The sequence below is a fragment of the Thioalkalivibrio sp. genome (assembly GCF_041690275.1).
In the GTDB taxonomy this organism is placed as follows: Bacteria; Pseudomonadota; Gammaproteobacteria; order Ectothiorhodospirales; family Ectothiorhodospiraceae; genus Thioalkalivibrio.
Map to the genome: position 1 here is coordinate 17,803 of NZ_JAWLHP010000039.1, position 11,902 is coordinate 29,704.

The 11,902-nt window shown below is 68.3% G+C and carries 12 protein-coding genes; 4 read left to right on the forward strand and 8 right to left on the reverse strand.

Going from position 1 to position 11,902, the window contains the following annotated elements; translation table 11 throughout:
* Positions 1–71: 71 nt before the first annotated feature.
* The 4 genes from dnaJ to hrcA all read right to left on the reverse strand — a co-directional run bounded on the left by dnaJ (position 72) and on the right by hrcA (position 5,095).
* Positions 72–1,211, reverse strand: coding sequence for a molecular chaperone DnaJ (gene dnaJ / locus ACESMN_RS08990; RefSeq protein ID WP_373053259.1), 1,140 nt, complete (start codon positions 1,209–1,211; stop codon positions 72–74).
* A 136-nt stretch (positions 1,212–1,347) separates the two neighbouring features.
* Positions 1,348–3,279 carry a molecular chaperone DnaK gene (dnaK, locus tag ACESMN_RS08995; protein WP_373053260.1) on the reverse strand — a complete coding sequence of 644 codons (1,932 nt, stop codon included), beginning with the start codon at positions 3,277–3,279 and terminating at the stop codon, positions 1,348–1,350.
* Between the two features lie 108 nt (positions 3,280–3,387).
* Entirely contained in the window at positions 3,388–3,981 is a 594-nt protein-coding gene (gene grpE, locus ACESMN_RS09000) for a nucleotide exchange factor GrpE (protein WP_373053261.1), read from the reverse strand.
* Positions 3,982–4,039: 58 nt separating this feature from the next.
* Positions 4,040–5,095 (reverse strand): heat-inducible transcriptional repressor HrcA, encoded by a 1,056-nt coding sequence (gene hrcA / locus ACESMN_RS09005; protein WP_373053262.1) that lies wholly within the window; start codon positions 5,093–5,095, stop codon positions 4,040–4,042.
* A 128-nt stretch (positions 5,096–5,223) separates the two neighbouring features.
* Here hrcA and ACESMN_RS09010 point away from each other — a divergent pair, with 128 nt between their 5' ends.
* Positions 5,224–6,102: an NAD(+) kinase gene (locus ACESMN_RS09010; RefSeq protein WP_373053263.1), complete on the forward strand. Its 879-nt coding sequence runs from the start codon at positions 5,224–5,226 to the stop codon at positions 6,100–6,102.
* 18 nt (positions 6,103–6,120) lie between these two features.
* On the forward strand, positions 6,121–7,821 hold the full coding sequence (gene recN / locus ACESMN_RS09015) for a DNA repair protein RecN (protein ID WP_373053264.1): 1,701 nt from the start codon (positions 6,121–6,123) through the stop codon (positions 7,819–7,821).
* Between the two features lie 31 nt (positions 7,822–7,852).
* On the opposite strand, the gene fur is transcribed toward recN, so the two are convergent.
* On the reverse strand, positions 7,853–8,278 hold the full coding sequence (gene fur / locus ACESMN_RS09020; RefSeq protein ID WP_373053265.1) for a ferric iron uptake transcriptional regulator: 426 nt from the start codon (positions 8,276–8,278) through the stop codon (positions 7,853–7,855).
* A gap of 102 nt (positions 8,279–8,380) precedes the next feature.
* On the opposite strand from fur, the gene ACESMN_RS09025 reads away from it, so the two are divergent.
* Positions 8,381–8,716, forward strand: coding sequence for an outer membrane protein assembly factor BamE (locus ACESMN_RS09025; protein ID WP_373053266.1), 336 nt, complete (start codon positions 8,381–8,383; stop codon positions 8,714–8,716).
* Between the two features lie 37 nt (positions 8,717–8,753).
* Here ACESMN_RS09025 and ACESMN_RS09030 read toward each other — a convergent pair whose 3' ends face one another.
* Genes ACESMN_RS09030 through ACESMN_RS09040 form a run of 3 tightly spaced genes read right to left on the reverse strand, consistent with a single transcriptional unit; the run spans position 8,754 to position 10,880 of the window.
* Positions 8,754–9,089, reverse strand: coding sequence for an RnfH family protein (locus tag ACESMN_RS09030; RefSeq protein ID WP_373053267.1), 336 nt, complete (start codon positions 9,087–9,089; stop codon positions 8,754–8,756).
* The gene (locus tag ACESMN_RS09035) at positions 9,076–9,522 is read right to left on the reverse strand and encodes a type II toxin-antitoxin system RatA family toxin (protein WP_373053268.1); all 447 of its coding nucleotides are present in this window, start codon (positions 9,520–9,522) and stop codon (positions 9,076–9,078) included. Before ACESMN_RS09035 ends, ACESMN_RS09030 begins: the two co-directional genes overlap by 14 nt.
* On the reverse strand, positions 9,522–10,880 hold the full coding sequence (locus tag ACESMN_RS09040) for a sodium-dependent transporter (RefSeq protein WP_373053269.1): 1,359 nt from the start codon (positions 10,878–10,880) through the stop codon (positions 9,522–9,524). Before ACESMN_RS09040 ends, ACESMN_RS09035 begins: the two co-directional genes overlap by 1 nt.
* Before the next feature lie 412 nt (positions 10,881–11,292).
* Between ACESMN_RS09040 and smpB the strand changes: the two genes are divergently transcribed.
* On the forward strand, positions 11,293–11,772 hold the full coding sequence (smpB, locus tag ACESMN_RS09045; RefSeq protein WP_373053270.1) for an SsrA-binding protein SmpB: 480 nt from the start codon (positions 11,293–11,295) through the stop codon (positions 11,770–11,772).
* The last annotated feature ends 130 nt before the right edge of the window (positions 11,773–11,902 follow it).

Sequence of the window (11,902 nt, forward strand, 5' to 3'; positions counted from 1 at the left end):
AGCAAGGCGCGGATCAATGCGCTCGTGATTGCGAGCGATGCAGGGACCGGGCGAGGGGAACGCCCGCGACCTTAGCGGTTCCAGAACTTCAGGTCCTCGAAGAAGCCGCGCACGCCATCCAGCCACGAGTGGGCCTGCGGGCTGTGACGGGTGCCACCCTGCTGGGTGGACTCGTCGAACTCGCGCAGCAGCTCCTTCTGTCGCTGGGTCAGGTTCACCGGCGTCTCCACGGAGACCCGGCACAGCAGGTCGCCGACACCGCCGCCGTGCACGGAGGTCACGCCCTTGCCGCGCAGGCGAAACTGCTTGCCGCTCTGGGTCTCGGCCGGAATCTTCAGGGCCACGCGTCCGTTCAGACAGGGGACCTCGAGCTCCCCGCCCAGCGCGGCGGTGGCAAAGGAGATCGGAACCTCGCAGTGCAGGTCGTTGCCCTCGCGCCGGAACAGCTTGTGCGGCTTCACCCGCACCTGCACGTAGAGGTCTCCCGGCGGACCGCCATTGAGGCCGGCCTCGCCCTGCCCCGAGAGGCGGATGCGGTCGCCGGAGTCGACGCCCGCCGGGATCTTCACGTCCAGGGTGTTCTGCTTCTGCACCCGGCCGGAGCCACCGCAGGCCTTGCAGGGGTTCGGGATCACCTTCCCGGTGCCCTGACAGCGCGGGCAGGTCTGCTGCACCGAGAAGAACCCCTGCTGAATGCGCACCTGCCCGACCCCGTTGCAGGTCGGGCAGGTCTCCGGGCTGGTGCCCGGTTCCGCACCGGAGCCATCGCAGGTCTCGCAGCCGACCGTTGTCGGGACGCGGATCTTCACCTCGGTGCCGAAGACGGCCTCCTCGAGGCTGAGGTCCAGGTTGTACTGCAGATCGGAACCGCGGTAGGCCCGCTGTCCGCCGGCACGGCCGGCGCCCCCGAAGATGTCGCCGAAGATGTCCTCGAAGATGTCGCTGAAGCTGCCGGCACCCCCGCCGAAGCCGCCGCCCGCGGAGGCATCGACGCCGGCGTGCCCGTAGCGGTCGTAGGCGGCACGCTTGCCGGAGTCGCTGAGCACATCGTAGGCGGCCCGGGCCTCCTTGAACCGGACCTCGGCCTCGGCATCGCCCGGATTGCGGTCGGGGTGGTATTTCATCGCCAGACGCCGGAACGCCTTCTTGATCACCTCGGGCGAGGCGTCCCGGGTCACCCCGAGCACTTCGTAGTAGTCACGCTGCGCCATGTTGGTCCCTTGCCGATTGCCGCGCCGGCCGATTGCGGCCGCGCGGGAACGTGCACGCCCGGATACCTCTTTCGGGGAATCCGGGCGTGGCCCATCGCTGTGGCCGGACCCGGTCGTCGCACCGGGTCACCGCCGCTTACCGCTTCTTGTCGTCGACCTCTTCGAATTCGGCGTCCACCACGTCATCCGAGGACGCGGATTCGCCGCCGCCCGGCTGCTCGGTGCCGCCGCCTTCCTCGGTACCGCCGCCGGACTTCGAGTAGGCCTTCTCGGCGAGCTTGCCGGAGGCCTCCGCGAGCTTCTGGCTGGCCGACTCGATCGCCGTCACGTCGTCGCCCTTGATCGCCTCGCGCGTCGCCTGGATCGCGGCCTCGATCTCGGACCGCTCGTCGGCATCGACCTGTTCGGCGAGGTCCTTCAGCGACTTCTCGGCCGAGTGGATCAGGGCATCGGCCTGGTTGCGGGCCGCGACCAGCGCGTGGAAGCGCTTGTCCTCTTCCGCATGGGCCTCGGCGTCCTTGACCATCTGATCGACCTCGTCGTCGCTCAGGCCCGAGGAGGCCTTGATCACGATGCGGTTCTCCTTGCCGGTGGCCTTGTCCTTCGCCGACACGTGCAGGATGCCGTTGGCGTCGATGTCGAAGGTCACCTCGACCTGCGGCACGCCGCGCGGCGCCGGCGGGATGTCGGTGAGGTCGAAGCGGCCGAGCGACTTGTTCGCACTGGCCTGCTCGCGTTCGCCCTGCAGCACGTGCACGGTCACCGCGGTCTGGTTGTCCTCCGCGGTGGAGAAGACCTGATTCGCCTTGGTCGGGATGGTCGTGTTCTTCTCGATCAGCTTGGTCATCACGCCACCGAGGGTCTCGATCCCCAGGGACAGCGGCGTGACGTCGAGCAGCAGCACGTCCTTCACGCTGCCGCCAAGCACGCCGCCCTGTACCGCGGCGCCCACGGCCACCGCCTCGTCGGGGTTCACGTCCTTGCGCGGCTCCTTGCCGAAGAAGTTCTGCACCGCCTCCTGCACCTTGGGCATGCGCGTCTGGCCGCCGACCAGGATGATGTCGTCGATCTCTCCGGCAGAGGCGCCGGCATCCTTCAGTGCCATCTTGCAGGGCTCGATGGTCTTCTGGATCAGGTCCTCGACCAGGCTCTCGAGCTTCGCGCGGGTCACCTTCATCGCCAGGTGCTTCGGACCGGCGCTGTCGGCCGTCACGTACGGGAGATTGACCTCGGTCTGCTGGCTGGAGGAAAGCTCGATCTTGGCCTTCTCCGCGGCCTCGCGTATGCGCTGCATCGCCAGCGGGTCGTTCTTCAGGTCGATCCCCTGTTCCTTCTTGAACTCGCCGGCCAGGTAGTCGATCAGGCGGTTGTCGAAGTCCTCGCCACCGAGGAAGGTGTCGCCGTTGGTGGCCAGCACCTCGAACTGATGCTCGCCGTCCACCTCGGCGATCTCGATGATCGAGATGTCGAAGGTGCCGCCCCCGAGGTCGTAGACCGCGATCTTGCGGTCGCCGCGCTTCTTGTCCATGCCGTAGGCGAGCGCCGCCGCGGTCGGCTCGTTGATGATGCGCTTGACGTCGAGGCCGGCGATCCTGCCCGCGTCCTTGGTGGCCTGGCGCTGCGAGTCGTTGAAGTAGGCCGGCACCGTGATCACGGCCTCGGTGACGGTCTCGCCCAGGTAGTCCTCGGCGGTCTTCTTCATCTTCTGAAGCACGCGCGCGGAGATCTCCGGCGGCGCCATCTTCTTGCCACGCACCTCGACCCAGGCGTCGCCGTTGTCCGCCTTGATGATCTTGTAGGGCACCAGCTTGATGTCCTTCTGGACCTCGGGTTCCTCGAAGCGGCGGCCGATCAGGCGCTTCACCGCGTGCAGGGTGTTCTGTGAATTGGTGACGGCCTGGCGCTTTGCGGACTGGCCGACCAGCACCTCGCCGTCCTCCGTGAAGGCCACGATCGACGGCGTGGTGCGCCCGCCCTCGCTGTTCTCGATCACCTTCGCCTGGTCACCATCCATGATGGCGACACAGGAATTGGTGGTGCCCAGGTCAATGCCGATGATCTTTCCCATGTGTGGAAACTCCTGTGATGAATTGGGTGTGCCCAGCGCACGGGAGAGCCGGTCGGGTTACCCGTTCGCTGCCGTTCTGTGTGGGATATGGGGCGGGAAGTCCGGTTTTCAAGCCGATTCGTTCAGACCACCGGACGGCGTCCGCGAGACGATCACCATCGCGGGGCGCAGCACCCGCCCGTGCAGCAGGTAGCCCTTCTGCATCGTCATCAGCACCGTGTTCGGCGGATGTTCGCTGCTCTCCTGCGTGGTCATCGCCTGGTGCCGCTCGGGGTCGAAGTGCTGCCCGGTGGGGTCCTCGGCCTCGATGCCGAACTTCTCGAAGGCCTGGTGCAGGGCCTTCAGCGTCAGTTCGGTGCCCTCGACGATACTGCCCCCCGAGTCCGCCTTGCGCGCCGCCTCCAGGCCCATCTCCAGGCTGTCGGCGACGTTCAGCAGCTCGGCCGCGAAGCGCTCGATCGCGAACTTGTGGGCGGATTCCAGCTCGCGTTCGAAGCGCCGGCGCTGGTTCTCCAGTTCCGCCTGCGCGCGCAGCGCCTGGTCGCGACGCTCTTCCGCCAGCGCCTCGAGTTCGGCCAGCCGGGCCTCGGCGTCTCCGCCCTCGCCGGCGGCGGGTCCAGCGCCCGCGACCTCCGGTTCCTCTTCCGGCACGCTCTGCTTCGGATCGTTCTCCTGCTGCACGTTATCCCTCTGGCTGGACATGTCTTCCTCTTGGTGAACACGGAATGGATTGGCTTCCGGGGCAGCGCATGCCCCGCCGTCAGGAAGTCTCTGGGGGCTCGCCGCGGGAATTCAAGGCCGAACCGAGCAATCGGGCGGTGATGTCGACGATCGGGATCACGCGGTCGTAGGACATCCGGGTCGGGCCCACCACACCCAGCACGCCGACGATCTCGCCGTCGACGCTGTAGGGCGCGGTGACAACGGAGCAGTGCTCGAACCACTCCAGCCCGGATTCCCGGCCGATGAAGATCTGTACCCGATCGGCCAGGATGCACTTGTCCAGAATAGCCAGGATCTCCCGCTTCTCGTGGAATGCCTCGAGCAGCTGGCGCAGGTGATGGATGTCGGCCAGTTCCTCGTATCCCAGCAGCTGCGTCTCGCCCGCCACCAGCACGTCGTCCGGCTCGTCGTCGCCGATCGCCCGCTCGCCGAGATCGATCGCCGCCAGCATCATGGCATCCACATCCCGCCGCACCGAGCGCATCTCCGCCAGCAGCTGTCCGCGCACCATCTGCAGGCTCTGGCCGGCCAGGTGGGCGTTCAGGTAGTTGGCCATGCTCTGCAGTTCCGCGGGCTGATAGTCGCGTTGCAGTTCCAGCACCCGGTTCTGGACCTCCTTGCCGTCGATCACCAGGATCGCCAGCACCCGGCACTCGGCCAGGCGCAGGAACTCGATCTGGGTCAGCGCGACCTGACGGTTGCGCGGAAGGCGCACCATGCCCGCCAGCCGGGTGACCGTGGAGAGGACGCTGCCCGCGGTCCCCAGCAGGTCCTTGATCGGGGCACCGGGACTGAAGCGGGACTCGATCGCCTCCACCTGTTCCCGGTTCGGCGTGCGGATCTCCAGCAGCGCATCCACGAACAGGCGGTACCCGGCGGCCGTCGGAATACGGCCCGCCGAGGTGTGCGGTGCATGCACCAGGCCGAGGTCCTCGAGATCGGACATCACGTTGCGTATGGTTGCCGGACTGACATTCAGACCGCTGGTGCGCGCAAGCGTCCGGGACCCGACCGGCTGGCCGTCGCGGATATAGCTTTCAATCAGAGTGCGCAGCAGGGTCCGTGCCCGCGTGTCCAGTTGTATTTCCTGCATCGGTCGATCTCTTGTCAGCGCCAGGGCCATTCGAGTGCCAGGCCAGTCTATGCCCTGCCCCTGCCCAGTCAAGCGCGGACATTCGCCGCGCGGGTGCGGGCAGACGGCGTTTACCGGATAATGCCCGCATGCAGCCGAACTTCAACGTCATCGGACTGGTCGGGAAGTCCAGCGACTCGCGTACCGCGCCACTGGTCGCGACCCTGCTGGACACGCTCCACCAGCGCGGCGCCCGGGTGATTCTCGAGGCCGGCATCGGGGACTGCGAACATCCCGCCCACTTCACCGTGGCCCCGCTCGAGGAACTGGCAAAGGCGGCGGAGCTGGTGGTGGTGATCGGGGGCGACGGCACGCTGCTGAGCACGGCCCGCGCGATGGCGACCCGGGACACGCCGATGCTGGGCATCAACCTGGGCCGACTGGGTTTCCTGGTCGACATCCTGCCGGAACGCGCCGCCGCCGAACTGAATGCGGTGCTGGATGGCGCCTTCGAGCTGGAGCCTCGGGCCATGCTCAAGACCACCCTGCTGCGGGATGGCACCCCCATCCATCGGGGGCTGGCACTGAACGACGCGGTAGTGCACGTCCAGAGACTGGTGCGGATCATCGAATTCGATACCTTCATCGATGGTCTCGACGTCGGCCGACTGCGGGCCGACGGGCTGGTGGTGGCCACGCCCACCGGCTCCACCGCCTACTCGCTCTCGGCGGGCGGACCGATCCTCACGCCCGATCTCGATGCGATGATCATCGTGCCGATCTGTCCCCACAGCCTGAATCACCGCCCGCTGGTGGTCAGCGGCAGCGCAGTGATCGAGATCAAGCTGAGCAGCGGCAGTCGCTCGCCGGCGCAGGTTGCGCTCGACGGACAGGACAACCTCGACTTCGCGGCCGGAGATATCCTCAGGGTGCAGCGGGCAGCGGAGTCCCTGACGCTGCTCCACCCGCGCAATCACAACTTCCTGCGCATGCTGCGTTCCAAGCTGCGCTGGGGCGAGCATCCCTGAACCCGGGCCCGCGCGAGGATGCTGAGCCACATCACGATCCGGGACTTCGCGATCATCGACGGCATCGAGGTCGAATTCGGGCCGGGCATGACCGCGCTGACCGGCGAGACCGGGGCCGGCAAGTCCATCCTCGTCGACGTGATCGGCCTCCTGCTGGGGGATCGCGGCGACGCCGGCAGCGTGCGCAGCGGCGCCGTACAGGCCGACCTCAGCGCGGGCTTCGATCTGCACCCCGGGCACCCGGCATCGGGCTGGCTGCGTGCGCAGGCGCTGCTCGATGCCGATGCCGGCGACGGCGGCGGCGAGCGCACCGGCGTCCTGCTGCGGCGGGTGATCGGCGCCCAGGGCAAGAGCCGGGCGTGGATCAACGGCCGTCCGGCGACGATGGCGCAGCTGAAGACCCTCGGCCAGTGGCTCGTGGACATCCACGGCCAGCACGCGCACCAGCAGTTCCTGCAGCGGCACGCGCAACGCGCGCTGCTCGACGGCTTCGTCGAGGATGACGTGGTGCGCCGCGTCGCGCGCGCGTACGCCGCCCTGCAGGAGGCCCGGCTGCACCTGGAAGAGGCCCGGTCACGGCTCGCGAACGCCAGCGACCGCCTGGACCTGTTGCGCTTCCAGACGGCGGAGATCGCGGAGCTTGCGCCGGCCCCGGGCGAGTACGCGGAAATCACGGCCGAACAGACCCTCCTGGCGCACGGCTCCGAGGTGCTGTCGGCCTTGCAGGGGGCCCACGAGGCCATCGATGCCGATGGCGGCATCGACCCGGCCCTCGGCCAGGTCCTGTCCGGGCTCCAGGAGGCGGTGCGCCACGACCGGCGGCTGGGGCCGGTATGCGAGCTGCTGGAGTCCGCCCGGATTCAGGTCCAGGAAGCAGGCGACGAACTGCGCCGCCTCGCCGATCGCGTGGAGATCAACCCCGGGCGGCTGTCCGAGGTCGATGCGCGCATCGCCGCCTACCTGCGGCTTGCGCGCAAGCATGGCGTCGAACCGGACCAGCTGCCGGAGCTGCTGCAGAAGATGGAGGCGGAGCTGGCCGAGCTCGATGCCGGTGATGCGGCCGTGGAGGACCTGGAGCAGGCGGCCGAGGCGGCCGGCCGGGAGTACGACGATGCCGCGGCGGCACTCGGCAGCGCCCGCCGCGAGGCGGCCCGGCGGCTCGACACCGCAGTGACCGCGGCCATGCAGGAACTGGGCATGGCCGGGGGCCACTTCCGGATCGATCTGCAGACGCGTCCGGAGGAGACCGGCCCGCACGGACGCGATCGCATCGAATTCATGGTGGCCGCGAATCCGGGCGCCGCGCCCAAGCCCCTGTCGCGCGTCGCCTCGGGCGGCGAGCTGTCGCGGATCGGGCTGGCGCTGCAGGTGCTCGCCAGCGCCGAGCAGCCGGTCGGCACCCTGATCTTCGACGAGGTGGACAGCGGGATCAGCGGCGCGGTCGCCGAGGTCGTGGGCCGGAAGCTCCAGGACCTCGGGCGGCGCTATCAGGTGCTGTGCGTGACCCACCTGCCGCAGGTGGCGGCCCAGGCGCACCACCAGCTGCAGGTGACCAAGCACCGTGCCCGCGATCACACCCGTACGGAGATCGCCGCGCTGACCGCCGAGGCGCGGGTCGAGGCCATCGCGCGGTTGCTGGGCGGCGTCACGGTCACCGAACGGAGCCTGGCCCACGCCCGGGAGATGCTGGAATCGGCTCCCGCCGCGAGCGATCGCTAGTGGGCCGCGACTCCGCTCCCCAACCGGCGGCTCAGCGCTCCCGGTGAGGGCAGTCCGGCGTGATGCAGTCGCCGTAGATCACCAGCGCATGGTCCCGGATCTCGAAGCCGTGTGCCGCCGCGGTTTCGCGCTGGCGCTGCTCGATCGTCTCGTCCAGGAATTCCTCGACACGCCCGCACTGGTTGCAGATGATGTGGTCGTGGTGCCCGCCGCGTTCGAGCTCGAACACGGCCTGATTGCCCTCGAAATGCAGCCGGGACACCAGCCCGGCGGCCTCGAACTGCGTGAGCACGCGGTAGACGGTGGCCAGGCCGATCTCCTCGCCCGAGTCCAGCAGCTCGCGGTAGATTGCCTCGGCGGTGAGGTGGCGGGTCTCGGACTCCTCGAGGATCTGCAGGATCTTCATGCGCGGCAGCGTCACCTTCAGCCCCGCCCTCTTCAGGTTGTGCGTTTCCACTCGAACCCCTCTCGCCGCCCCGGCCCGGCGCTGCCGCCGCCGGAGGCATTGCTGTAAGATTGACCATCGCTTCCAGCCCGGATCATGGACCACGCCCACCCGATGTTCAAGATTCTCATTTCTGTTGCGGCCATCGCGACCCTGCTCACCGCCTGCAGCGGCCTCCCGAGCTTCCGCATCGACGTGCAGCAGGGCAACGCGATCGAGGACGAAAAGGTGGCCCAGCTGCGCCCCGGCATGACGCCGCAGCAGGTGCAGTTCCTGATGGGATCGCCTCAGGTCGGCGGCACCTTCGTCCGCGAGGAGCGCTGGGATTACGTTTATTACAACCGGCCCGGCCGCGGGCCCACGGAAAGGCGCACGGTGAGTGTCTTCTTCGAGGACGGACGCGTCGCCCGGATCGAGGACAGCGGCGCGCCCGGCGACACCGGCGGCTGACCGCCGCCGCGAGCGCGTCGCGCCGGCGCACGCAGCCTCAGTTACCTGCCCCGCCCTTCTTCGTCGGCTTGCCCTGAGCGGCCCGCTGCCGACGCACCTCCTTCGGATCGGCGATCAGGGGCCGATAGATCTCGACCCGGTCCTTCGCACGCAGCTCGGTGTCCATGCGGGTGTGCTTGCCGAAGATCCCGACCTTGGCCTCGCGCAGGTCGATCTCGGGAAAGCGCTCGGCAATCCCCGACTCCTGCACCGCGTCGGCCACGGTCGCCCCGCGCGGCACCTGCACGGGCAGGACCACCTGCACGTCCGGCCGCGCGTAGGCGACCTCGACCACGATCCGCTCGTCCGCGCCGCCGCCTTCAGGCATGCGCATCCCCGTACACCTCCCGCGCCCGCTGGACGAAGGCATCCACCAGCGAGTTGGCGACGTGATGGAAGACCGGGCCGATCGCCAGCGCCATCAGTCTTCCGGCAAACTCGAACTCGAGATCCAGCCCCACCCGGGTCCCGCGCGCGGCTTCCTGGCTGAAGCTCCAGGCCCCCTGGAGGCGCCGGAAGGGCCCCTGCACCAGGCGCATCTCGATCCGCCGCGGGTAGTCCAGGTGGTTCACCGTGGTGAAGGACTTGTGCAGCGCGCCGGTGGCCAGTTCGATCGTCGCCTTCACCTGGTCTTCCCGGGATTCCAGCACCCGGGCGGAACGGCAGTGGGGCAGGAACTCGGGATAGGAGCCGACGTCGTTGACGAGATCGAACATCTGTTCGGCCGAATAGGGCACCCACGCGGACCGCTGGATACGCGTGGACATCAGATCAGGCCGACGGCGCGCAGGAACACCAGAAGGATCGCGATCGGAGCCACGTAGCGGACCAGGAAATACCAGACGGTGTAGATTCCGCCGAGCGTCAGCCGCAGCTCGGACTGCACCGAGCGCTCGGTCATCCGCCAACCCACGAACAGCGCGATCAGGAAACCGCCCAGGGGCAGCAGGATGTTCGCGGTCAGATAGTCGAGAATGTCGAGCACGCCCCTGTCGAACAGGGTGTAGTCCGACCAGACGTTCAGCGAGAGCAGCGCCGCGATGCCGAGCGTCCAGGCGAGCATGGCCACTACCGTGGTGGCGAACACGCGGTTCAGCTGCAGATTCTCGACCATGAAGGCCACCGCGGGCTCGATCAGGGAGATGGCCGAGGTCCACGCGGCAAAGACCAGCAGCACGAAGAACAGCGTCCCGAAGAAGACGCCGAAGGGCATCTCGCCGAAGGCCAGCGGCAGGGTCACGAAGATCAGGCCCGGACCCTGCTCCGGCGACAGGCCGGCCGCGAACAGGATCGGGAAGATCGCGAGACCCGCGAGCAGGGCCACCACCGTGTCCGCGGCCACCACGGAGCCGGAGGTCTTGGCGATCGAGGCCTCGCTGCTCAGATAACTGCCGTAGACCATGATCGCACCCATCCCGAGACTCAGCGTGAAGAAGGCCTGGCCCATGGCCAGCAGTACCGCGTTGGGCGACAGGGCTGTGAAGTCGGGCTGGAACAGGAAGCGCAGGCCGTCCATGAAGGCGCCCTGGGCCATCGAGTAGCCGACCAGGACGATCAGCAGCACCACCAGCGCCGGCATCAGGATGGTGACCGCGCGCTCCAGTCCCGAACGGACCCCGCGCGCGACGACCATGGCGGTCATCACCATGAAGATGGTATGCCAGGCCAGCAGGCCCTCGGGGTTCGCCAGCATCGCCCCGAACACTTCGGCCGAGCCTTCGGCGTCGAGACCCGAGAAACTGCCGGTGCCGGCCTTGAAGACATAGGCCAGTGCCCAGCCGGCGATCACGCTGTAGAACGACAGGATCAGGAAGCCGGCGAGCACGCCGATCCAGCCCATCAACCCCCAGCTTCGGCTGAGACCCTCCTCGCGCGCCAACGTGAGCATGGTATTGATCGGACTCTGCCGGCCCCGGCGTCCGAGCAGGATCTCCCCCATCATGATCGGCAGGCCGATGAGCAGGATGCACGCCAGGTAGACCAGCACGAAGGCCCCGCCGCCGTTGTCCCCCGCGATATACGGAAACCGCCAGATGTTCCCCAATCCCACTGCCGACCCGGTGGCCGCAAGGACAAAGGCCAATCGGGTGGACCACTGTCCGTGGATCGAAACCGTCGCTGGCATGGATCACTTCCCCCTGTTTTCGCGGATTGTGAGCCAAGCCCGGCGGGGGCTCAACTGACCCGCCGCGGGGGCCGGAATAGCGCTGGGGCCGCGGTTGGGCGCGGGGAGGCTGGTGCACGGGGTCGCGGGACGCCGTGAATACCTCCCTGCAGGCTGGCGGGCGAATAGGGGTAGGGACCTTGGTTGGGCGCGGGGACGCTGATGCACGGGGTCGCGGGACGCCGTGAATACCTCCCTGCAGGCTTGACGGCCGCATCCCTGCGGCCGACACCCGCGACCCCGTGCACCAGCCTCCCCGCTCTCGCCGTCGGTAACGCGGCGGGAAACGGGGACAGATTTAAAATCTGTCCCCGGGGGCCTCCGAGTTCTCCGCGGGAATCCGACCCGCGCGGCGTTGCTATACTGCGCGGCCATGGGAAAGAAGAAATCCAGGAGCGAGGCGGGAGCGAGCACCATTGCGCTGAACCGCAAGGCGCGGCACGACTTCTTCATCGAGGATCGGCTGGAGGCGGGGCTGGTGCTGGAGGGTTGGGAGGTGAAGTCGCTGCGCGCGGGGCGCGCCCAGCTGAGCGAATCCTACGTGCTGCTGCGCAACGGCGAGGCCTGGCTGTTCGGCGCGCACGTGACGCCGCTGCCCACCGCGTCGACCCACATCCAACCCGACCCGAGCCGCACGCGCAAGCTCCTGCTGCAGCGCTCGGAGATCAATCGGCTGATCGGTGCGGTCGAGCGCAAGGGGTACACGCTGGTGCCGCTGGCGCTGTACTGGAAGCGAGGCCGGGCGAAGCTGGAGATCGGACTTGCGAAGGGCAAGAAGGAATACGATAAGCGCGCCACCGACAAGGACCGGGACTGGCAGCGCGAGCGCGCCCGCATCCTGAAGAACGCCTGAGACCAGGCAGGGGCACGCCCGCGGCGCCGGCTCACCCGGAGCGCTGACCTGCTGTGGGAGCGGCTTCCAGCCGCGATGCGGGGCTGCCTTGGGTGCCCAGGGCCATCGCGGCCGGGAGGCCGCTCCCACA

Coding starts and splice junctions, on each gene's coding strand:
- ACESMN_RS09040 (WP_373053269.1), bottom strand. CDS start 10,880: ATGCCAGCGACGGTTTCGATCCACGGACAGTGGTCCACCCGATTGGCC.
- recN (WP_373053264.1), top strand. CDS start 6,121: ATGCTGAGCCACATCACGATCCGGGACTTCGCGATCATCGACGGCATC.
- grpE (WP_373053261.1), bottom strand. CDS start 3,981: ATGTCCAGCCAGAGGGATAACGTGCAGCAGGAGAACGATCCGAAGCAG.
- smpB (WP_373053270.1), top strand. CDS start 11,293: ATGGGAAAGAAGAAATCCAGGAGCGAGGCGGGAGCGAGCACCATTGCG.
- dnaK (WP_373053260.1), bottom strand. CDS start 3,279: ATGGGAAAGATCATCGGCATTGACCTGGGCACCACCAATTCCTGTGTC.
- dnaJ (WP_373053259.1), bottom strand. CDS start 1,211: ATGGCGCAGCGTGACTACTACGAAGTGCTCGGGGTGACCCGGGACGCC.
- ACESMN_RS09030 (WP_373053267.1), bottom strand. CDS start 9,089: ATGCGCATGCCTGAAGGCGGCGGCGCGGACGAGCGGATCGTGGTCGAG.
- ACESMN_RS09025 (WP_373053266.1), top strand. CDS start 8,381: ATGTTCAAGATTCTCATTTCTGTTGCGGCCATCGCGACCCTGCTCACC.
- ACESMN_RS09035 (WP_373053268.1), bottom strand. CDS start 9,522: ATGTCCACGCGTATCCAGCGGTCCGCGTGGGTGCCCTATTCGGCCGAA.
- ACESMN_RS09010 (WP_373053263.1), top strand. CDS start 5,224: ATGCAGCCGAACTTCAACGTCATCGGACTGGTCGGGAAGTCCAGCGAC.
- hrcA (WP_373053262.1), bottom strand. CDS start 5,095: ATGCAGGAAATACAACTGGACACGCGGGCACGGACCCTGCTGCGCACT.